The following is a 20,523-nucleotide window of genomic DNA, read 5'->3' on the forward strand; positions in this document are numbered from 1 at the left end:
CCATGATAAACATCGCCGTACCCGCCCGCATCTGTTTTTATGGTGATCATCAAGATTATTTGGGACTACCTGTCATTGCAGGCGCTATTGACCGATATATAAATATATCTGCAGTCCCAAATAACGCAAATCACTTCGAAATACACCTTAAGGACATTGGAACCCAGCGTTCGATTGATTTACATGATTCGCTGGAAAATGTAACGGAAGGCGATTATTTTCTTTCGGCTATTGCCATTCTCAAAAAGCATGAACTGCAACTAAAAGAAGGATACACGCTTGAAATCCAAGGCAATATTCCTGTGAATGCTGGATTATCTAGTTCATCAGCCTTAACGGTAGCATGGATTCGATTTTTATTAACAAGTCAAGAATTCCCATTGGGCTGGACTAATAAGCAAGTAGGACACTGGGCCTATGAGGCTGAAGTACTTTATTTCAATCAGCCCGGAGGGTTGATGGACCAATATTCCATTGCGCAGGGGGGACTCATTTTTATTGATACGCAAACTGGAGAAAGCACAAAGCTGAATAGGGGTTTGGGAACTTTGGTGGTGGCAGAATCAGGCTTGCCCAAAAAAACCTTGGAGGTGCTTAAAAACGGAAGGGTATATGGGCAGAACGCTATAAAATCGATAAAAGAGCAGTATTCCGATTTTAAAATGGAAAATGCCCAAGCTAATGACTATGAAAAATATAAGCACCTTGTTCCTTCAGCATTTTTGGAACATTGGTATGCCGCCGTGCACAATTATCAAATTACCAAGAAAGCGAAAACTGAACTTTTGAAAGCAGAACCTAATCCGGAGTATTTGGGGGATTTAATGAATGCACATCAAATGATACTTCAAAATCAAATTCAGAATACACCGGAAGCCATGATAGGTATGATGGATGCAGCTAGAAAAGCTGGTGCTTTTGGGACTAAAATCGTTGGTTCTGGAGGAGGTGGAAGCATGGTGGCATTGACCAGCGAAGAAAACAAGGAAACGGTTATTGAGGCTTTTTTGAGTCAAGGAGCGAAAGATGCCTATGAAGTAAACCTAATATCCTTATAGATGAATAACGAAAGCTTGGTTATACTGGTCGGTGGCGCTTCATCACGTATGAAGAAGAGTTTGGAGCATACGGATTTGGATGATAAAACCAAAAATGCTGCCCAAAAATTACACAAGAGCCTTATTCCCCTTGGTGAGTCTGGCCAACCATTGCTTTATTATCTGATTAAAAATGCGGTAGATGCTAACTATAAACAGGTCTATCTGATTACTTCCAAAGAAAATGAGGGATTTAAAGACTTAGTGGGATACGAATCAAAAAACAACAAGTATCAGGGAGTTTCAGTTCATTTTGCCATTCAGCATATCCCCGAGGGTCGAGAAAAGCCCTTGGGAACAGCAGATGCCTTGGAGCAATGCCTAAATCAATACCCCGAGTTGAAACAGACCTATTTTACAGTATGCAATGGGGATAATTTATACTCCGTAGGCGCTCTGGACGATTTGAGAAAAAAGCGAGATGTGCCCAATGCTTTGATTAGCTACGGAAGCTCAGGATTACAATTTTCAGAGGAACGCTTGGCCAAGTTTGCCTTGATGGATATTTCTCCTGAAGGATTTTTAAGAGGAATTATCGAAAAGCCAGATATCTCTAAATTAGACGAGTATCGCGATGCCTCAGGTGAGCTTCGCGTGAGCATGAACATTTTTAGTTTTTATGGCGAAGCCTTTTATCCTTATCTGAAAAATTGCCCTATACATCCTGTCCGAAATGAAAAAGAACTTCCCGAGGCTGTTCGCAACCTTGTTTCTGAAAACCCTCAAAGTGTTCTTTGTTATCCACGTTCGGAACATATTCCCGATTTGACCAAGGCTGAGGATATTGGTCGTTTCAGAACTGGATAACAGAGCATCCAAAACGTAACAGTCATTTTCCTGATTTTCATTGGGTTTTTCCTTGAAAAAGTTGTGTTATCTTTAGGTGACTTCAAAGTCTAGCTAATCACAATTTCCAAACACGATATATCATGAAAAAACTCAAGAAAGAGGACATTAAACAGGAAGTATTTGATTTATACGATGCGTACGCCCATAATAAACTGCAACGACGGGAGTTTATAGAAAAACTCTCCTTGTACGCAGTAGGGGGAATCACTTTGCCCTCATTGATGAGTTTTTTGATGCCAAATTACAGGGATACCTTATTGGTAGACCCCAAGGACCCCGAGTTAAAATCAGATTACATTACCTACGAATCCCCAAAAGGAGGAGGTTCAATAAATGGACTGCTTTCAATGCCAAAAGATGCGAAAGGCAAGTTGGGAGGTATCGTAGTTGTGCATGAAAACAGGGGGTTGAATCCTTATATTGAGGATACTGCCCGAAGAGCTGCCCTAGAAGGGTTCATTACCTTGGCTCCAGATGCCCTGTCCCCCTTGGGTGGATATCCAGGTAATGATGATGAAGGCAGAACGATGCAGCGCAAGCGCGATAGACAGGAAATGTTGGAAGACTTTATTGCTGCTTACGATTACTTAAAAAATGATGATTTGTGCAATGGCAAAGTGGGTGTAGTCGGTTTTTGTTTTGGTGGTTGGATTTCAAATATGATGGCTGTTCAACTTCCGGAATTGGCGGCTGCCGTGCCTTTCTACGGGAGACAGCCTCAAACGAATATTGATAAGATTAAAGCTCCTCTTATGCTACAGTACGCAGGCTTGGACACTCGAGTGAATGAAGGTTGGCCTGATTATGAAGAGGACTTGAAGCGCTATAAAAAGGACTATGTTGCCTATATGTATCCAGATGTGAATCATGGATTTCACAATACCAGTACGCCTAGGTATGACAAACCTGCCGCCGAACTGGCCTGGAAGCGTACCATGAATTTCTTTAAGGAAAAGCTTCATTAGATAGGCCTTCCTAACGACCATACGTCGATTCATTTACCTTAGCCTTCAATTGTCGATGTGATAGTTGAGTCAATTTCATATATTTAGTGTTATGGAAACCTACGCCACAGCATTATTATATGCCATTCCCTTTTTTGTCGGATTGGTTGTTGTCGAGATTCTTTATGGCCATTTTATAAAAAGGCAAATGCATAATGTCATGGATACCGTGAGCAGCTTAAGCTCCGGTCTTACCAATATTGTAAAAGATTCACTTGGTTTAGGGGTAATTATAGTGACCTATCCCTTTTTGCTGGAGCATTTGGCTTTGGTGGAAATAAAGGAAACCTGGCTGGTTTGGACCGTTGCTTTTTTGGCCCTGGATTTTGCTGGGTATTGGAATCACAGATTAAGTCATAGAATTAATTTCTTCTGGAACCAACATGTTATTCACCACAGCAGTGAAGAGTTTAACTTAGCTTGTGCGTTACGTCAGTCCATATCCAACTTATTGGGGTATTTTCCCCTTTTGCTCATCCCTGCGGCACTTTTGGGTGTTCCCCATAAAGTAATAGCCATTTTGGCACCCATTCATCTCTTTGCCCAGTTTTGGTATCATACACAACATATCGGTAAAATGGGTTGGTTGGAATATATCATCATTACTCCATCACAACATCGTGTGCATCATGCCATAAATCCTGAGTACATCGATAAAAATTTGGGTCAGATTTTTAGTTTTTGGGATAGAATGTTTGGTACCTTTCAGGAAGAACTTGATGATGTTCCTCCACAATATGGGGTTTTAAAGCCAGCAAATACGTGGAATCCTATTCATATAAACTTTCAACATATATGGAGATTGATACAAGATGCTTGGAGGACAAACAGTTATCGGGATAAGTTTCGAATATGGTTTATGCCCACAGGCTGGAGACCCAATGATGTCAAAGAAAAATATCCGGTTGCTATAATTCAAGATGTGTATAACTTCAAAAAATATAGAACCGAAGCTTCTCTCGCCTTAAAAGGGTATGCCATTTTCCAGTTATTGGCCACAACCACTTTAATGATGTTCATGTTCTACAATTATTCGAACATTGGATTCAATGGCCTCTTATGGTTTGGAGCTTATGTTTTTGTGGGTATTTATGGGTATACAACCCTTATGGACCGGACTTCTTATGCCGTTTGGATTGAGGTTTTTCGGGGTATTGCAGGACTCGTACTGATTCTTTTAACCGGAGATTGGTTTGGATTGAATGCCTATTTGGGTTTTGGTTCGTATATCATGGCGTTGTATTTTACGGTAACCATCTTTGGGGGAATATACTTTAGTTTTCAAGAGAAAGATGTGGCTATCGATGGAGTGAAACTTTAGCTCCCACCAAAAAAAAGGGACTATTTCTTTTCCTTTCTATTATCTTTCAATTCCTGTTCACGTAATTCATCAACCAATTTGACATAATGGGTCATGGCTTCTTCAACACTGACGCTTTGGGCTTGAATGAGAGCATTGGCTTTAAATGCATTGATAAGAGGAGTTTTACTTCCCGGATGGTTGAAGTTTTTATTGGCTATTTTATAATAGGCATATAGTTTTAGCAAAGTATCGGCTGGTAGAGGTCTGGTGTAGGCATTCAAATAGGCTACGGCCTCAAGGAATTCCTTATGTAAGCTCTCATCAGTCATCTTTCTTTCTAAAAGCCGCAATACAGGTTTTAGCACCTACTACTTTCTGGTTGATTACCACTGCAATGTCACAATCTAGCGGTAATAGCAAATCGACTCGAGATCCAAATTTGATAAATCCGGCATCTTGACCTTGTGTCACTTGTTCCCCCTCTTCAGCATAATTAACGATTCTGCGTGCTACGGCACCGGCGATTTGTCGATAACCAATCTCTCCAAATTTAGGAGTGTGCATGATTACTGTGGTCCGTTCATTTTCTGTGCTGGATTTTGGATGCCATGCCACTAAGTATTTTCCCGGGTGATATTTGGAATACGTAATGGTTCCACTGGCGGCATAACGGGTTACATGCACATTTAGAGGGGACATGAAAATGGAAACCTGTCTTCGGTTCTCCTTGAAATATTCTGGTTCATAAACTTCCTCAATGGCCACAACTTTACCATCCACAGGGGCCAAAATCTCATCAAAATCCGGAGTAACGGGTCTTTTTGGGTTTCTGAAGAACTGTAAAACAAGAATCAGAAAAATTAGAGCTGCTAATTGAATTCCAAATCGCAACCACTCGATTTCTACAAAAAATTGGGACAATAAGACTGCTGCAACTGCTAAAAAAAAAGTAACGATAATTATTTTCTGGCCTTCTCTATGAAACATAGGAAAAAATGTTTAGTGTCAAGTATGCAAAAGGAGCGGCAAATATAAGACTGTCCAAACGATCCCACATTCCTCCGTGACCTGGTAAAATGGCTCCACTGTCCTTAACCTTGGCCAAGCGCTTAAACTTGGATTCCAATAAGTCACCTAGATTACCCGCTAGTACCAAAACTATCGCTAAGAGTATCCATTGAAATAGGGTTAGGCTGGTTTCATATCCAGCCATAATATATGCTGCTACGCATGCAAAAATAAGACCTCCTAGCGAACCTTCAACTGTTTTTTTTGGAGAAACTGATGGAAATAATTTAGTCCTCCCAATTGACTTGCCTACCAGATAAGCGAAAGTGTCATTGACCCATATCAACATGAAGATTCCCATAATCAAAAATTTGGCGAATCCATTTTCCTTATAAGGAATCATGGTCAAAAAAATACATCCACCACCTATGTATAATACAGCAACGATAAACTTCTGTACCTTGGAAAACCGAATTTTTTTCTTGGTAAAAAGAAAGGCTAGCAAAGCAGAATTTATTACTAGCGTAGATGCTAGCAGTAGGCTAATGGGCAACTCATGTTGTGTTAGATGTATGAAAACCCACCAAATGGCTAGATAGGCAATAAAAATATGATATCCCTTTAAGCGCACGATTCTTTTGAATTCGTACAAACAGGCAAGGCCAAATACCATGAAAAGGAAATCAAACGCATCGGAGCTTAAAAAAACGGAGCCAAGCAACAACACTACGTAAATAGCCCCAGTTAAGGCCCTTCTGAGTATTTCATTCATGCTGTGTTAGTAATCTTCTAAAAGCAAAAGATATACATTTTTTGAGGCACTTCCGTACGATAGGAAATCATTTTTATTTTCTGGTGTGGGTTCAAAGTGCTTTAGGGTAGTGATATTGTTGGGAATATTCTTCCGGTATTTTTCCTTTATAATCTTGAGTGCCTCACTTATGGAATCCGTCAATTGGCTTGTAGTCGCATAAACAATTAGATTGGAAGGAAGCTCGGATAACTTTTTCTCCTTGATTTGATTGGAGCATACCAAAATAGAACCGTTATGAGCAATTAAATGTTCGCAAGTAGTAAAGAAAATCTCACTTTCGTTACGTTCTTTAGAGAATTGGAGGTTGTCTTGTGCAAAACGGCTTTCAAGACGGTCATCCATGATGTAAAAAAGGTGATTTTGCCAATCATTTTCTGAAATGATGTTCTGAAGGGCTTCAGACACTTCGGCATCATCCTCGCAGTAGATGAATTTTCCACCATTTTTTTTAAAATAGATAGTAAACTTTTCATCTACGGGAATCTTCAAATCTGGCATATGGGCCCCTCGGGTTTCCAAAGTCTCCTTAGAAACCTTTTTGCCTCCACCAAAAAGCTTGTCAAATACTCCCACGTATTTTTTAAGGTTACTTGTTTACCTTTTTTCTCTCCTGCAAAATGCCAAATAACTACTCCGCAGTCTCCAGCTCCTCTTTTTCAAACGGCCGTTTTCCGAAAATCTTTTCCAAATCGTCTTTGAAAATGACTTCTTTGTCCAACAAACGATCGGCCAGTTCGGTTAATTTATCCTTATTCTTTTTTAACAAGGCGATGGCACGTTGGTATTGTTCCTCAATGATTTTCGAAATTTCCTCATCAATTTTTTGGGCTGTTTCCTCACTGTATGGCTTACTAAATCCATATTCATTTTGGCCAGATGAGTCATAATAAGTCACATTCCCCAGCTCCTCGTTCAATCCATAAATCGTTACCATGGCCCTAGCCTGTTTGGTCACTTTTTCCAAATCGCTTAAAGCACCTGTCGAAATCTTATTGAAGATTACTTTTTCTGCAGCTCTCCCCCCCATAGTAGCACACATTTCATCCAACATCTGCTCAGGACGAACAATGAGTCTTTCCTCTGGAAGATACCAAGCTGCACCAAGCGACTGTCCTCTAGGAACAATGGTCACTTTTACAAGTGGCGCGGCGTGCTCAAGCATCCAGCTTACGGTGGCGTGCCCGGCCTCATGGAAAGCAATGGTTTTCTTTTCTTCTGGGGTGATGATTTTATTTTTCTTCTCCAAACCACCAATGATTCGGTCAACGGCATCCAAGAAATCTTGTTTAGTGACCGCTTTTTTCTCCTTTCTGGCGGCAATAAGAGCCGCTTCGTTACATACATTGGCAATATCAGCTCCGGAGAATCCTGGTGTTTGTTTGGCCAAAAAGTCCAAATCGAGGGTTTCCGCAGTTTTGATGGGACGAAGGTGCACCTCGAAGATTTCCTTTCGCTCCCTTAAATCCGGAAGATCCACATAAATCTGTCTATCAAAACGACCAGCACGCATTAAGGCTTTATCCAATACATCTGCGCGGTTGGTTGCCGCCAAAACAATAACGTTGGTATTTGTCCCAAAACCATCCATTTCAGTTAATAACTGGTTGAGGGTATTCTCGCGCTCGTCGTTGGAACCTGTAAAATTGTTTTTACCTCTTGCACGACCGATGGCGTCAATTTCATCAATAAAAATGATAGCCGGTGCCTTGTCTTTCGCTTGCTTGAACAAGTCACGTACTCTTGAAGCACCTACTCCTACAAACATTTCCACGAAATCGGAACCTGAAAGCGAAAAGAAAGGAACTTTGGCTTCACCTGCTACCGCCTTGGCCAAAAGTGTTTTTCCTGTTCCCGGAGGGCCAACCAATAAAGCCCCTTTCGGAATTTTGCCCCCTAGAGAAGTATATTTATCCGGATTTTTTAGGAATTCCACAATTTCTTGAACTTCCTCCTTTGCTCCTTCCAAGCCAGCCACATCTTTAAAAGATGTTCGGGTATCGGTCTTTTCGTCAAAAAGCTTTGCTTTGGATTTTCCAATATTGAAAATCTGACCACCAGCACCTCCTCCAGCACCTCCGGACATTCTGCGCATAAGATAAATCCATATACCTATTATAAGTGCGAAAGGAAGCAGTGAGAGCAAAAGTTCGCCCAGCACATTGGATTCTGTATCAAAATCCACAATGGTGTCTAGATTGTTTTCCTTTTTGATGCTCTTTATCTCATCTTCGAAATTCTGAAGATCCCCATAATCCAAAACATATTGTGGCATTTTACCGGCCGAGAAATTGAAAGGCCTGTCCGCTACGTTACGATGGACATCCTTTTGCAATGCCTCCTCGGTCAAAAAAACTTTGGCCTGTCTGGTGTTGGTGATAATAAGAATTTCTGAGATATCCCCATTTCTGAGGTACTCCTGTAATTCAGAAGTAGTTGTCTTTTCTGTACTTGAAAATGAGCTTCCGCCAAAAAATTGGAAGCCTATGATCAATGCGATTACCACACCATATATCCACCACGAGCTAAAACGTGGCTTTTTTGGGGTATTGGGATTATTTTCTTTTGCCATTTTTTACGAATTATAGCTGCTCTCCACCATGGTGACTTTGGCATCTCCCCAAAGTCCTTCAATATCGTAGAATTCCCTAATATGTTTTTGAAATACATGTACGACCACGTTCACATAGTCCATTAAAACCCACTCCGCGTTATCAGAACCCTCTACATGCCAGGGCTTGTCCTGAATGGCTTTGCTCACGGTTTTTTGGATGGATGAAACGATGGCGTTTACATGCGTATTGGAAGTACCATTGCAGATAATAAAGTAGTCGCAAACTGTGTTTTCAATTTCCCTAAGATCTAATAGATTAATATCAACTCCTTTAACTTCTTCTATCCCATGTAGTATTAAGGCAATCAGTTCATCTGCGCTCGCTTTCGTTTTCTGCATTCAAAAATTTTAGTTTCTACAAAGTTATGTTTTTTTTGTTTTCTTAGTCCTAGAATTTAACATATCCTTGGACGCACCACTTTGGGAGAACTAACACAAATAATCAAACTTGATGCCACGGACTCAACCAATCTTTATTTAAAGAATTTGTTGTCCTCTACTTCCCTGAAAGACTACACTGTGGTTGTCACTGCAAACCAGCTCAAGGGAAGGGGGCAAATGGGAACTGTTTGGGAGTCTGAAGCAGGTAAAAACTTGACTTTTAGTGTTTTGAAGTGTTTCGAAACCCTTGATGCTGATCGACAATTCGAAATTAATATGGCTGTTTCCCTAGTGTTGCATACGGTACTAACGGATCTGAATATTCCAAACGTAAAGGTTAAATGGCCTAACGACATTATGTCAGGTTCAAAAAAGATTTGCGGTATTTTGATAGAGAACACCTTAAATGGCAGTTTTGTTAAAACATCTGTGATTGGTGTAGGGCTGAATGTAAATCAGGATTCCTTCGGAAATCTTACAAAAGCCTCCTCTTTATACCTTGTTTCAGGTCGCACTTTTGATTTGGATTATGTGTTGCATCGTATTATTGAAAAGATGAAATCCTTTTTGGGAAGCATGGAAAATCATTCATTTCCAAGTGCACAAAAACAGTATGAGGCCCTATTGTTTAGAAAGGACATCGTCTCGACTTTTAAAAAAGAAGATGGGGAACTATTTCCTGGAATTATTCGCGGAGTTTCATCAACTGGCCAGCTATTAATTGAACAAGACGATGCAGCTTTGGTAGCCTATTCCCTAAAAGAAGTTTCTCTGCAATTCTAAATTGCAGTTGTCATATTGGATGACAAAGCTTCTATGAAATTGGTAATGGGACCCTTAATCATCATGGCCATCATGGCATTGAACTTACCCTCAAAACTAAGGATTACTTCACTTTCTGCATCGGTCACCTCATCAATTAGGGCTGTTAGTGTAAAGTTTAGCTTACTACTGGCTGCCCCCAAGATTACTTCTGAATTTGGGGTTTCTCCTTGTTTTCTCAGCACGATTTCAGGCATTCCTCTTAAAGCAAATCTAAAAGTAATTTCATCCAATACTTCAAATTTATCAATGTTCTCTGGCATCAATTTTTCGAAATTCTTGATATCGCTTAGAAACTCAAATATTTCTTTTTGACTTTTAGCTACGGTTCGTTTCGGGCTTTCTAAGTGCATAGGGTCTAGGATTTCCATTGCTGTGGATTTGATTTCCACTGCAACAAGGTTTGTAATTGTGATTGTTTGATGTAGTCAGTTTCAGAAGCCTGCTGAATCAGATGATCGTAATCGGACAAGGTATGAAGGTTAACATTTTCCGCATCAAAATTGGACGATGCTACATCAAAACCATAAGTGAAAATGGCAACCATTCCTTTGAGAATAACTTCTTTGCTTTTAAGGGCTTTTACCGCATTCAGGCTACTTTTTCCCGTGCTTATTAAGTCTTCGATAACCACCACAGTTTGTCCCTTTTCAATTTGTCCTTCAATCTGATTTTGTCTGCCATGGGATTTAGGTTCAGGGCGTACATACACAAACGGCAAGTCCAACGCCTCAGCTACCAAAAGTCCAACACCTATTGCTCCAGTGGCAACACCAGCGATTACATCAGGTTTACCGTATAATTCCTCCACCTGATTTGCTATTTGTTTTGCAACAAATCGTCTTACCTCGGGAAAGGAAAGCATGATACGATTATCACAGTAAATAGGTGATTTCCAGCCAGAGGCCCATGTGAAGGGATTTTCAGGATTCAACTTAATTGCATTAATTTGTAGCAACAGCTCGGCTGTTTTTTTCGCAACATCCTTGTCTAAAACCATTGCGCAAATGTATAAAGTTTTTGTTAATGAGTCCCCACTGATTTTAACAAACAAACCGCCAAAAAATGCGAATGGAAGCCTTTTTTCCATGGAGAGTGAAGCGGTACTTGAGGCTATTGATTTGTTGGCAAAAAAGAAAAGGGATGTGGCCTACCTCTTCCATCCTGATGAATCCAAGTTAATGGAAGTCTTTAAACATAAATTACCGGTGGTAGTGGCTGCCGGGGGTTTTGTTACGAATTCCAAGGGAAAAGTTTTATTCATCTATCGTAATGAAAAGTGGGATTTACCTAAAGGTAAAGTGGATAAAGGAGAATCTATTGAACGTGCTGCCATTCGGGAGGTGGAAGAAGAAACAGGTGTTACGGACCTTACGATTGAGCGGTTTATGCGCACCACCTACCATATTTTTAGGAGAAATGGGGAATATGCCTTGAAGGTGGTTCATTGGTTTGCGATGTCCACCCCATTTAAAGGAACGCTAAAAGCACAAAGGGAAGAAGGGATTATGAAGGTAAAATGGAAGGGACCCAAGAAGTCAAAAAAAGCCTTGGAGAAGTCTTACTTCAATATTCGGGTATTGTTTGAGGAGGACTGACCTACTCCTTTTGCACCAATTTGGCGGCTGCACTGTTTTTGGAAATTCTGAATATAGGATACCTCATGAATGCTGATTCCAAGTAGGGGGAACGCTGAAAAACCCAATCCAATTGTGCATACCAATTTTCTGCAAAATCTGGCTCTGTTTCTTTCTTTAGCAAAAAGGTATTTCGTAAAACCGAATCTTTTTGAAGAATCTTCAAAGCCAAATCCTCAAATACGTAGGGCGAGAAACCTTCTTTTTGCTGAAGCACTGTGTCAAAAAAGTTCCAATTAAAAAAGGAATCCACACCTTGGGGCTCCAAGGTTTCCATAATATAACGTAATCCCTCCTGACGGGTAGGTACTATTACATCACCTTGGCTAAATTGAATTTTTTGAAAGCTCTTTTCCACTTGGGTGTTGAAATGTAAATAGTGTCCTTCATAAGGTCTTTCCCTAGTGTCATAATCACGAATTCGGTACGTTTCAACCTGCAAAAGTGTATCCGCCTCTAAAGGAAAATAGTGGATATTATTTAAATCCAATCGCTCTAATACCTTTTGTTGTCCCTTTCCAACAATATAGGCCTCAGGAATAGAAACCGTGTCTTTTGGAAAGTAGTGGTTCCTATACTGGACCTCCTTTTCAAAGGGCTGGTTCCTATCAAATAGTAATCTTGGTAGACCCGTTACCTCACTTTCAACTAAGCTGGCCTCATATCCTTTAAAGTTTAAGATGGAGGTTTGGGTTGTGTCCACCTGCCAGTTGAAATAGTATTCATTCAGCGCTAAGTTTTTTTCGAAACTTTCTTTCCGCAATTTCTTAATTTTCTCAAACTCTTCTTCAACTGTGTTGATAGTGGTCTTCATAATCTCATACGTACCCTCTACTCTTTTGTCATAGGGTTTAAGCATATGGGTCTCTACCATGAATCCAAGGACATTCCAAAGGGAGGCGTATCCTGTAGAATATCTTGGATGGTCTATAAACTGATTGAAACCCAGCTCTGGAGGTCTGTTGAAGACGTTTACGTAGGGGGTTATATCCCATTGACTATCGGCAAGCCCTTTTTCAATCTTAGGCATGAAATTTTGTTGGAGATATTCTCCTAGTTCACCTCCTAATTTGTTATGTTGGGTAAACAAATGCGTAAGTGTATATTGATAATCTGCCCCATTGCTTACATGGTTATCGATAAAGACGTCAGGTTTTACCAAATGGAAAATACGAGTAAAAGTCCCGGTATTTTTGGTGTCCATTTTAATGAAATCCCTGTTTAAATCATAATTCAGGGCATTGCCACGAAAACCATATTCCCTCGGACCGTTTTGATTTACCCGGGTTGTTGAGTTTCTATTCAATGCGCCCCCAATATTGTAAATAGGTATGGTGACCAAAACTGTATTTTTTGGAGCTTCGAGTTTTTCAACCGCTAAATCCCTATACAGGAGCATTGTCGCATCTATTCCATCACTTTCGCCAGGATGTATTCCATTATTGATAAGTATGATTGCCTTTTCTTTGCGGACATTTTCCAAATTAAAATCCCCATCTGGGTTGAAGGTGACCATATGCAGGGGAAGACCGCTATCAGTTTCACCTATGGTTTGGATATTGATTTCAGGAAATTCTTTGGCCAATCGAATGTAAAAAGCAATGGTTTCTTCATAGGTAGCGGTTTCCTCACCTTTGGTGGATTCAAAAACCGTTTTATAGATTTCTACCTTATCTTCTGGAGGTTGTTTGCAAGAAGAGAAGAACAGGAAGGGCACTAAGAATAAAAAGTAAGACCTCAAATTATAACAATTTACTAAGCGGGAAAACGTATCTTCCCTTAAACCTCAAAAATAGACGATTATTATGAATTATGACGCCAGATGTATTCTGGTCAAATCCGTGGTTTCTATCTTAAAGATAGGTTTGTTTTTGAAGTTTAGATAGTGATAGGAGTTCAATCTAAAATGATTCCACTTTTCGTAATCCGAAGGATCGATGGAAGAGGTAATGACATTGATAATAATCCTTTTTTGTATGGGCAACTTTAGAAACTCCTCGAGAAATTCCCAGCCGTCCATAATGGGCATATTGATATCCAAAAAAATGACCTCTGGAATAGGAAGGTTATTTGGAATACCCTCCTTTAAGTATTCAATGGCCATTTTCCCATTGTGAAATGTGCTGATGGCTTCACAATCAACGGTATCCTTGAGCATTTTTTTAATACCAAATACCGTGATAGGATCGTCATCAATTATAAAAATACTATTCATCTTCTTCATTAAAGAACACTTTGAAAACGCTTCCTTTGCCTACCGAACTTTCGACCTGGATATAGCCATCCATAGCCTCAATTTGATTTTTTATGATGTAAAGCCCCAAACCTCTTGCATCCTTGTTGTTGTGAAAGGTCTTATACATTCCGAAAATTTTGTCACCATAGCGGTCTAAATCTATTCCTAGACCATTATCCTTGACCAAAAAAGTAACACCCTTCTCCGTTTTTGAAGCTTCCAAAGTAATTTTAGGAGATCGTGAAGGGTTACTATATTTTACGGCATTGGTTAACAAATTCAGGATGATACTTTCCAAATAAGCAGGTACACTCATCACCTTTAGGCTTTTATCTACCGTATTGAAGATTTCAACCTGGTTCTTTTCTAGAAATGCGGAAAGATTTTGTTGTACCCGTTCAATTCCCTCGTTCAAACTAAGGGATTTTTTGTCCAGGTTCACGTTCGTGCTGATATCAACCACTTCATTGAGGTTTTCCAGGGTATCCAATAAATTATCTGAAGCGGAGGATAACATATTAAGAATCCTTTCCTTTTCGCTAGGTACTTTCTCTTTGATCAAAAAGTCCAAAAGCATGGAAAAGTTGGCACTGTGCGATCGTAAATTATGGGATACGATATGTGCAAAATTTATGAGCTTCTTATTCTGAATCGCAGTTACGTTTATAAGATTTCTTAGCTGCTCCTCCTTTTGCTTGAGATTGGTAATATCCATGCTCATGCCAATAAGGCCATAGGCTTTTCCATCTACATCAAGTAAGGGGATTTTTGAAGTAAGAAAATGAGTAATGCTTCCATCTTTTCTGACGTTTATGGTCTCTTCGCCCAACATTGAATTCTGGGTGCGCATCACTTCCAGGTCTTCGTCACGGGATGTTTTTGCAACTTTTTCATCGTAGAGATCAAAGTCCGTTTTGCCAATCAACTCTTCTGGACTGGCATCCAAATAAGAACACTCAGCTTTGTTGACCAATATTTTACGTGAATCTTTGTCTTTGATAAAAACATTGATAGGCAAATTGTCAATTAAGGTAGTCAACAAACGTTCACTTTCCTTAGTACGTTTTTCGGCAACAACTTGTTGATGAATGTCTTGGAATGTGCCAAATATTTTTATGACCCTCCCATCTTTCTTTATGGCTTTTCCTCCAGCGGCGACCCAACGTTCTTCACCTTTTTGGGTTATTATTTGCAAGCGCTCATTAAAGGAAGTTCCTTCCTGTAATACTTTATGGAAAAGCATGGATATTTTGTTCCTACTATATCCTTGTTTGTAAAAGTCTATGGCTTGGGCAACGCTGGGCTCGTAGTTTTCCGGTACCTCATGAATTTTCTTGGTCATTGGGCACCAAGACAGTTTTTCTGTCTCAATGGTATACTCCCAACTACCTATCTTTGAAACTTCTGTAGTAGCTTGGAAAAGCTCTCGGGACTGCTCCAGCTCAATATCTTTTTGGATTTCCCTTCCAATATCAATAGTCTGGATTATGGTGCCTTGAATGGTTTTGTTCCCATCAAACCATGGGGCAAACGTACTTTCCAACCATGTGGTACTCGTTTCATTTAGGACTCTATGTCGAATGGTTCGGATATCATTACCTATTAAATACTGCTCCAGAAGTTCTGGGGTACACCCCTCATGCCCTTCGAAGAAAGAAAATATGTTTTGGTTATTGGTAAGTTCTGAATTTGATTTGAAAAACTGATACCAAGTATGGGAGGCTTCTATTAGATTAAAATCAAGGTCAATTAATGCTGTGGCCAAAGGTAATTGCTGTAAAATAGGTCGATTAAGGTCGGTTTGAGTTGATTTCAAGATAGTAAGACTAAGATTGGGATTAAAGAAATTTCTTACTAAAGTAATAGTATTGCTCCCATATCAACCTTTTATGTTGTGAATGATAGAAAAGCTGTTGTTTTATCGATTATCTGTAAGGTTATGGAGATTTTTGACTCTTAAGTATCGATGAAATACAAAAAAGGGTTAAGAATGAAATCAGAGGTTTCCTATGATTTTACCTTAACTGTATTCGGTACCAATCCGGTGTAATCCCCACCGTTTCGTATGACATCCCTAACTATTGAGGAGCTTATGTATGATTTTCCAGAAGAGGTTAATAGAAAGACCGTTTCAATCTCCGATAATTTCCGGTTGGTGTGAGCGATAGCTTTTTCGAATTCGAAATCTGCTGGATTCCGAAGGCCACGTAGAATAAAATTGGCCTCTACTTCCTTACAGAAATCAACGGTTAGCCCTCGATAGGTAAGCACTTTGATTTTCGGCTCATCCTTAAAAGCTTCTTGGATAAAATGGGTTCTTTCCTCTAAGGTGAACATGTATTTTTTGTCGGCGTTAATTCCGATAGCAATAATCAGTTCATCAAATAATGTTATTCCCCTGGAAATAATATCAAAATGTCCTAGCGTAAGTGGGTCAAATGAACCTGGGAAAATGGCACGTCTCATATGGGAAAGTTTATTTAAAAATAGGTATTCTAACGTAAAGCTTCTTCTATGGCACTTTCAAATAATTCAGAAAGGCTGATTCCCGCTACTCCCGCCTGTTGTGGTAATATACTTTCCTCTGTAAGTCCTGGGGTGGTATTTACTTCCAACAAATAAGGTTCGTCGTCTACAAAAATGAACTCGCTACGCGAATACCCTTTTAAACCGAGAGTTTCATATATATACTTTGCCAAGATGGACACTTTTTGTTCCTGTTCTTTAGTTATTCTGGCCGGTGTGATTTCTTGAGACTTTCCTTCATATTTAGCAGCATAATCAAAAAAGTCATTTTCAGAAACAATTTCGGTAATTGGTAAAACAGTTACTTCACCCTTATAGGTAATTACGCCCACCGAAACCTCTGTTCCATCTAAAAAAGACTCGATGAGTACTTGATTATCCTCTGTAAAAGATTCAGCAATGGCCTCTTTCAGTTTGTCTTTTTCATAAACCTTGGAAATACCATAACTACTTCCAGCTCGATTCGCTTTTACGAAACAAGGCAATCCAACCTTTTCTACAATCAAATCTTCATTGATAGTTTCTCCGGCATTGATGTAATATGAATTAGCACACTGAACCCTAAATGGTTTTAATGTGCTCAACAAATCACGTTTGTTAAAGGTTAAGGCCGCCTGATAATAGTCACAAGAGGTTTGAGGAATACCCAACAGCTCAAAGTAGGCTTGTAAAAGACCGTCTTCTCCAGGAGTGCCATGAATGGCATTGAAGACACAATCAAAAACCACTTTTTTGCCCGTTATGGTGATACTAAAATCCGATTTGTCCACAGGAAATTCTTCGTTATGCTCATTCAGATACACCCATTTTTCTTTCTGGAGAGTCAAATTTTCTGGGTTTTGACGGGAGATATGAATTCGATAGAGGTTGAATTTTTCCCTGTCCAAGTGGGAATAGACTACTTCTGCGCTTTTTATGGAAATATCGTGCTCGCTGGAATATCCTCCCATGACAATGGCAATGTTCTTTTTCATCCGGTCATCGAATATGGCTGGCTCAAAGTAAAGAAAAAAGCATTGGCTTTCCTATATTTGCTCAGTTACCTACATAACATGAGACATTTTTTGAGCTTTTTGAAAAGTAAAACTTTTTTGATTCAATTGGGACTGGCTATCGTTGCCTTAGTGCTTATCAGTTATGGAGTTTTACGCTGGTTAAAGAGCACAACCAACCACGGGGAATTTGTGGAAGTGCCTGATTTTTCTAAAATGTCCGTAATCGAAATGCGAAAAGCAGTTGAAGATTCTGGATTGCGATATCAAGTACTGGACTCTTCAAATTATAATCCAGAATACCCCCGTTTTTCTATTTTGGAACAGGACCCACCCGCGGGAAATAAGGTGAAAGCGAATAGAAAAATATATTTTACCGTCAATCCATCCGGATATAAGAAAGTGACCGTTCCAGATATTATTCAGGTGACCCAACGTAATGCTACTTCCATGTTGCGTGCCGTAGGACTGGATGTGCAACGCGTTACCTATATCGATGAGTTGGGGAGGGATATGGTCTACCAAATGAAGCACAAGGGCAAGTATCTTAAGCCAGGAGATAAAATACCGAAGACTTCCAAAATTGAACTGATTTGCGGAAATGGAACAGTTCCTGCTAAAGCCCGTATCCAAGCAGATTCACAATAGCCATGGATAGTTCAGAAAATCCAGAGGTTAACCCGGATGAACTTTTTGAGCATTATCGCTTTGTTGCCGCCAAGGGACAGGAACCATTGCGTGTGGACAAATTTCTAATGAACTTTATTGAGAATGCAACTCGAAATAAAATCCAACAGGCCGCTAAGCAAGGCCATATTTGGGTAAACGATGCATTAGTCAAACAAAATTACAAGGTAAAGGCTGGGGATGAGGTCAAAGTGTTGTTTGAGCATCCACCTTATGAATTTTTGTTGACCCCCGAGGACATCCCTTTGGATATTGTTTATGAAGATGATACTCTTTTGGTCGTCAACAAACCCCCAGGAATGGTAGTTCATCCCGGACACGGAAATTACTCCGGAACGTTGATTAATGCCCTAGTACATCACTTTGAAAACCTACCTAAGAATAGTTCGAATAGACCCGGATTGGTTCATCGCATAGACAAGGACACTTCTGGACTTTTGGTCATTGCCAAAACTGAGGAAGCCATGACCCATTTAGCAAAACAGTTTTTTGAAAAAAGTAGTGAGCGGGAATATATCGCTTTGGTGTGGGGAAATATGGATGAGGACGAAGGTACCATTGAAGGGCATATCGGCAGAAATCCAAAAAATAGATTACAGATGATGGTGTTTCCAGAGGGAGATACAGGAAAGGAGGCCGTTACGCACTTCAAGGTTTTGGAACGTTTTGGCTATGTTACCATGGTATCTTGCAAGCTGGAAACGGGTAGAACACATCAGATTCGAGTACATATGAAGTTTTTGGGCCATACACTTTTCAATGATGCGCGCTATGGAGGAGACAAAATCCTTAAGGGCACCACTTTCACCAAATACAAGCAATTTGTTGAAAATACCTTTAAGGTATTGCCCAGACAAGCCCTTCATGCCAAAACACTGGGATTTGAACACCCAAAGACGGGAGAGTTTATGAGATTTGATTCTGAACTTCCCGAAGATATGCAAAATGGGATTGAAAAATGGAGCAATTATGCCAAGCACAATGCCTAATAGGTTTTTTCAATCTTTGCATTGTTAAACATCATTAAGAGGTTCCGCTTTAAATGGACTTTCCTTCTTATTTTTACTGAAAATTAGTGTTATGAAAATTGTCATTTCTCCGGCTAAATCCCTTGATTTTGAAACCGCTTTGCCTACAACAAGGTTTAGCGAACCCCAGTTTTTGGAGCAAGCCGTAAAATTGAATTCAGTTCTAGCTAAAAAGAAACCCAAGGCTTTGGCAAAGTTGATGTCCATTTCGGACAATTTGGCTGAACTGAATTGGGAGCGAAATCAGCAATTTTCCACACCATTTACACCAGAAAACGCAAGGCCAGCCATGTATGCATTTAATGGAGATGTGTATCAAGGCTTGGATGCATTTACGATTTCCGAGGACAAATTAGATACCCTACAGAATACGCTCAGAATTCTTTCTGGACTTTATGGTATTTTGAGACCGTTGGATTTGGTGCAACCCTATCGGTTGGAAATGGGAACCCAATTGAAAGTAGCCCGGAAGAAGAATTTATATGAGTTTTGGAAGAAGCAGCTCACCCAACATATCAATGAAGAACTGGAGGAAGGGGAACTTTTTGTGAATCTGGCCAGCAATGAATATTTCGGTGCCATTGACGAAAAATTGCTGAGAACGGAAGCGATTACCCCAATCTTTAAGGATTGGAAAAACGACAATCTAAAAGTCATTAGTTTCTTTGCCAAAAAAGCAAGAGGTTCTATGGTGCGCTATATCTTGGATTCAGATGCTAAGACCTTGGATGATATCAAAGGATTCAATTACGACGGCTATTTGTTCAGTCAGGAACATACCTTAAAACCAAATCAACCCGTTTTCGTGCGATAAATCTATTTCAAAACCTATTGTTTTTTCATAAACATCCCTACGAACCCTTTTTGTTTCCCGAAGCGGAAAAGCTCATTGTGGGGACTTTGCCGCCGCCTAGGTTTACTTCCGGAGATTTGAAACATGATGATGTGGACTTCTGTTATGGGAGTAGGAATGGCATGCTTTGGCCCATTTTGGATGAAATTTTCAGTATCGGTCTCAAATATGAGACGACCCAGGAGGCCATTTTGCAACGAAAACAGTTTTTACTGAAGCATCGCATTGCAGTATGTGACATTGTAGAAAGTGCGGAGCGGGAAAAAGTGGATGCTTCAGATTTGGGAATGCAAAACGTAAAACTCAGAGACATTTTTGGATTCTTGAAGGAATACATTAACATCAATACTGTCTTGTTTATGGGAGGAAATAGCAAGAATGGTCCCGAGTATTTTTTCAGAAAGCTTGCAAGAACAGAAGATATGCAATTGGAAATAGTTTCGTCGGAAGTACCTAGAATCCATCAATTTGATTTACCTGGAAAAAACCGAACCATTAAGACGGTTTCTTTTACCGCGCCTTCCGGGGCCGCCAATAGGGCGGTGGGAAGTCTTCAGAAATACAAAGACCAAAAGCAGAAGAATCCTTCATACAACACCTTTGATTTCCGGGTAGACCAATATCGTCCATTTTTCATGAATAGCTGGGAATAGAATAGTTGCTGACTTCTATCCT

General features: G+C 39.9%; 23 protein-coding genes. 10 read left to right on the forward strand and 13 right to left on the reverse strand.

The genetic code is table 11. The features are described from left to right. Nucleotides 1-2: 2 nt before the first annotated feature. From ACSLUF_RS04755 to ACSLUF_RS04770, 4 genes are all read left to right on the forward strand, one after another. Nucleotides 3-1,058 (forward strand): mevalonate kinase family protein, encoded by a 1,056-nt coding sequence (locus tag ACSLUF_RS04755; RefSeq protein ID WP_435624989.1) that lies wholly within the window; start codon nt 3-5, stop codon nt 1,056-1,058. Further along, nucleotides 1,059-1,904, forward strand: a complete 846-nt coding sequence (locus tag ACSLUF_RS04760) for a sugar phosphate nucleotidyltransferase (protein ID WP_435624990.1) — start codon at nt 1,059-1,061, stop codon at nt 1,902-1,904. It begins immediately after the preceding gene. 122 nt (nt 1,905-2,026) lie between these two features. Beyond that, a complete protein-coding gene (locus ACSLUF_RS04765) occupies nt 2,027-2,911 on the forward strand; it encodes a dienelactone hydrolase family protein (RefSeq protein WP_435624991.1) in 885 nt (294 codons plus the stop codon). A gap of 91 nt (nt 2,912-3,002) precedes the next feature. Next, nucleotides 3,003-4,271, forward strand: coding sequence for a sterol desaturase family protein (locus ACSLUF_RS04770; RefSeq protein ID WP_435624992.1), 1,269 nt, complete (start codon nt 3,003-3,005; stop codon nt 4,269-4,271). Nucleotides 4,272-4,291: 20 nt separating this feature from the next. On the opposite strand, the gene ACSLUF_RS04775 is transcribed toward ACSLUF_RS04770, so the two are convergent. The 6 genes from ACSLUF_RS04775 to rsfS are packed head-to-tail and all read right to left on the reverse strand — an operon-like array spanning nt 4,292 to nt 9,025. Further along, the gene (locus tag ACSLUF_RS04775; RefSeq protein WP_435624993.1) at nt 4,292-4,582 is read right to left on the reverse strand and encodes an acyl-CoA-binding protein; all 291 of its coding nucleotides are present in this window, start codon (nt 4,580-4,582) and stop codon (nt 4,292-4,294) included. Beyond that, nucleotides 4,575-5,240 carry a phosphatidylserine decarboxylase family protein gene (locus ACSLUF_RS04780; protein ID WP_435624994.1) on the reverse strand — a complete coding sequence of 222 codons (666 nt, stop codon included), beginning with the start codon at nt 5,238-5,240 and terminating at the stop codon, nt 4,575-4,577. The genes ACSLUF_RS04775 and ACSLUF_RS04780 overlap by 8 nt, the downstream gene beginning before the upstream one ends. Further along, nucleotides 5,230-6,033: a phosphatidate cytidylyltransferase gene (locus ACSLUF_RS04785; protein ID WP_435624995.1), complete on the reverse strand. Its 804-nt coding sequence runs from the start codon at nt 6,031-6,033 to the stop codon at nt 5,230-5,232. The genes ACSLUF_RS04780 and ACSLUF_RS04785 overlap by 11 nt, the downstream gene beginning before the upstream one ends. Nucleotides 6,034-6,039: 6 nt before the next feature. Next, the gene (locus ACSLUF_RS04790; protein ID WP_435624996.1) at nt 6,040-6,648 is read right to left on the reverse strand and encodes an LUD domain-containing protein; all 609 of its coding nucleotides are present in this window, start codon (nt 6,646-6,648) and stop codon (nt 6,040-6,042) included. 55 nt (nt 6,649-6,703) lie between these two features. Beyond that, entirely contained in the window at nt 6,704-8,644 is a 1,941-nt protein-coding gene (ftsH, locus tag ACSLUF_RS04795) for an ATP-dependent zinc metalloprotease FtsH (protein WP_435624997.1), read from the reverse strand. 3 nt (nt 8,645-8,647) lie between these two features. Next, nucleotides 8,648-9,025: a ribosome silencing factor gene (gene rsfS, locus ACSLUF_RS04800; RefSeq protein ID WP_106147839.1), complete on the reverse strand. Its 378-nt coding sequence runs from the start codon at nt 9,023-9,025 to the stop codon at nt 8,648-8,650. 81 nt (nt 9,026-9,106) lie between these two features. Here rsfS and ACSLUF_RS04805 point away from each other — a divergent pair, with 81 nt between their 5' ends. Next, a complete protein-coding gene (locus tag ACSLUF_RS04805; protein ID WP_435624998.1) occupies nt 9,107-9,850 on the forward strand; it encodes a biotin--[acetyl-CoA-carboxylase] ligase in 744 nt (247 codons plus the stop codon). Here the strand turns inward: ACSLUF_RS04805 and ACSLUF_RS04810 are convergent. After that, nucleotides 9,847-10,242: an SRPBCC family protein gene (locus ACSLUF_RS04810; protein ID WP_435625807.1), complete on the reverse strand. Its 396-nt coding sequence runs from the start codon at nt 10,240-10,242 to the stop codon at nt 9,847-9,849. The genes ACSLUF_RS04805 and ACSLUF_RS04810 overlap by 4 nt on opposite strands. Nucleotides 10,243-10,247: 5 nt before the next feature. Then, nucleotides 10,248-10,889: an orotate phosphoribosyltransferase gene (gene pyrE, locus ACSLUF_RS04815; protein WP_435624999.1), complete on the reverse strand. Its 642-nt coding sequence runs from the start codon at nt 10,887-10,889 to the stop codon at nt 10,248-10,250. 7 nt (nt 10,890-10,896) lie between these two features. Here pyrE and ACSLUF_RS04820 point away from each other — a divergent pair, with 7 nt between their 5' ends. Then, nucleotides 10,897-11,487: an NUDIX hydrolase gene (locus tag ACSLUF_RS04820; RefSeq protein WP_435625000.1), complete on the forward strand. Its 591-nt coding sequence runs from the start codon at nt 10,897-10,899 to the stop codon at nt 11,485-11,487. 1 nt (nt 11,488) lies between these two features. On the opposite strand, the gene ACSLUF_RS04825 is transcribed toward ACSLUF_RS04820, so the two are convergent. From ACSLUF_RS04825 to ACSLUF_RS04845, 5 genes are all read right to left on the reverse strand, one after another. After that, on the reverse strand, nt 11,489-13,243 hold the full coding sequence (locus ACSLUF_RS04825; protein WP_435625001.1) for a M14 family metallopeptidase: 1,755 nt from the start codon (nt 13,241-13,243) through the stop codon (nt 11,489-11,491). Between the two features lie 93 nt (nt 13,244-13,336). Further along, nucleotides 13,337-13,750 (reverse strand): response regulator, encoded by a 414-nt coding sequence (locus ACSLUF_RS04830; RefSeq protein WP_435625002.1) that lies wholly within the window; start codon nt 13,748-13,750, stop codon nt 13,337-13,339. Further along, nucleotides 13,734-15,578, reverse strand: a complete 1,845-nt coding sequence (locus ACSLUF_RS04835) for a PAS domain-containing protein (protein ID WP_435625003.1) — start codon at nt 15,576-15,578, stop codon at nt 13,734-13,736. The genes ACSLUF_RS04830 and ACSLUF_RS04835 overlap by 17 nt, the downstream gene beginning before the upstream one ends. Before the next feature lie 191 nt (nt 15,579-15,769). Continuing rightward, nucleotides 15,770-16,228: a pantetheine-phosphate adenylyltransferase gene (gene coaD / locus ACSLUF_RS04840; protein WP_435625004.1), complete on the reverse strand. Its 459-nt coding sequence runs from the start codon at nt 16,226-16,228 to the stop codon at nt 15,770-15,772. Nucleotides 16,229-16,257: 29 nt separating this feature from the next. After that, entirely contained in the window at nt 16,258-17,262 is a 1,005-nt protein-coding gene (locus ACSLUF_RS04845; RefSeq protein WP_435625005.1) for a D-alanine--D-alanine ligase, read from the reverse strand. Nucleotides 17,263-17,340: 78 nt separating this feature from the next. Here ACSLUF_RS04845 and ACSLUF_RS04850 point away from each other — a divergent pair, with 78 nt between their 5' ends. From ACSLUF_RS04850 to ACSLUF_RS04865, 4 genes are all read left to right on the forward strand, one after another. After that, complete coding sequence (locus ACSLUF_RS04850) at nt 17,341-17,928, forward strand: PASTA domain-containing protein (RefSeq protein WP_435625006.1); 588 nt, start codon at nt 17,341-17,343, stop codon at nt 17,926-17,928. A 2-nt stretch (nt 17,929-17,930) separates the two neighbouring features. After that, a complete protein-coding gene (locus tag ACSLUF_RS04855) occupies nt 17,931-18,956 on the forward strand; it encodes an RluA family pseudouridine synthase (protein WP_435625007.1) in 1,026 nt (341 codons plus the stop codon). 91 nt (nt 18,957-19,047) lie between these two features. Continuing rightward, nucleotides 19,048-19,809, forward strand: coding sequence for a peroxide stress protein YaaA (gene yaaA / locus ACSLUF_RS04860; protein WP_435625008.1), 762 nt, complete (start codon nt 19,048-19,050; stop codon nt 19,807-19,809). A gap of 17 nt (nt 19,810-19,826) precedes the next feature. Continuing rightward, the gene (locus tag ACSLUF_RS04865; protein WP_435625009.1) at nt 19,827-20,501 is read left to right on the forward strand and encodes a uracil-DNA glycosylase family protein; all 675 of its coding nucleotides are present in this window, start codon (nt 19,827-19,829) and stop codon (nt 20,499-20,501) included. Nucleotides 20,502-20,523 lie beyond the last annotated feature (22 nt).

The organism is Flagellimonas sp. (assembly GCF_965601775.1).
Taxonomy (GTDB): domain Bacteria; phylum Bacteroidota; class Bacteroidia; order Flavobacteriales; family Flavobacteriaceae; genus Flagellimonas.

Bases quoted from the DNA above. Each gene is read 5' to 3' on its own strand.
- ACSLUF_RS04755 (WP_435624989.1), top strand. From the start codon at position 3: ATGATAAACATCGCCGTACCCGCCCGCATCTGTTTTTATGGTGATCAT.
- ACSLUF_RS04760 (WP_435624990.1), top strand. From the start codon at position 1,059: ATGAATAACGAAAGCTTGGTTATACTGGTCGGTGGCGCTTCATCACGT.
- ACSLUF_RS04765 (WP_435624991.1), top strand. From the start codon at position 2,027: ATGAAAAAACTCAAGAAAGAGGACATTAAACAGGAAGTATTTGATTTA.
- ACSLUF_RS04770 (WP_435624992.1), top strand. From the start codon at position 3,003: ATGGAAACCTACGCCACAGCATTATTATATGCCATTCCCTTTTTTGTC.
- ACSLUF_RS04775 (WP_435624993.1), bottom strand. From the start codon at position 4,582: ATGACTGATGAGAGCTTACATAAGGAATTCCTTGAGGCCGTAGCCTAT.
- ACSLUF_RS04780 (WP_435624994.1), bottom strand. From the start codon at position 5,240: ATGTTTCATAGAGAAGGCCAGAAAATAATTATCGTTACTTTTTTTTTA.
- ACSLUF_RS04785 (WP_435624995.1), bottom strand. From the start codon at position 6,033: ATGAATGAAATACTCAGAAGGGCCTTAACTGGGGCTATTTACGTAGTG.
- ftsH (WP_435624997.1), bottom strand. From the start codon at position 8,644: ATGGCAAAAGAAAATAATCCCAATACCCCAAAAAAGCCACGTTTTAGC.
- rsfS (WP_106147839.1), bottom strand. From the start codon at position 9,025: ATGCAGAAAACGAAAGCGAGCGCAGATGAACTGATTGCCTTAATACTA.
- ACSLUF_RS04810 (WP_435625807.1), bottom strand. From the start codon at position 10,242: ATGCACTTAGAAAGCCCGAAACGAACCGTAGCTAAAAGTCAAAAAGAA.
- pyrE (WP_435624999.1), bottom strand. From the start codon at position 10,889: ATGGTTTTAGACAAGGATGTTGCGAAAAAAACAGCCGAGCTGTTGCTA.
- ACSLUF_RS04820 (WP_435625000.1), top strand. From the start codon at position 10,897: ATGTATAAAGTTTTTGTTAATGAGTCCCCACTGATTTTAACAAACAAA.
- ACSLUF_RS04830 (WP_435625002.1), bottom strand. From the start codon at position 13,750: ATGAAGAAGATGAATAGTATTTTTATAATTGATGACGATCCTATCACG.
- coaD (WP_435625004.1), bottom strand. From the start codon at position 16,228: ATGAGACGTGCCATTTTCCCAGGTTCATTTGACCCACTTACGCTAGGA.
- ACSLUF_RS04845 (WP_435625005.1), bottom strand. From the start codon at position 17,262: ATGAAAAAGAACATTGCCATTGTCATGGGAGGATATTCCAGCGAGCAC.
- ACSLUF_RS04850 (WP_435625006.1), top strand. From the start codon at position 17,341: ATGAGACATTTTTTGAGCTTTTTGAAAAGTAAAACTTTTTTGATTCAA.
- ACSLUF_RS04855 (WP_435625007.1), top strand. From the start codon at position 17,931: ATGGATAGTTCAGAAAATCCAGAGGTTAACCCGGATGAACTTTTTGAG.
- yaaA (WP_435625008.1), top strand. From the start codon at position 19,048: ATGAAAATTGTCATTTCTCCGGCTAAATCCCTTGATTTTGAAACCGCT.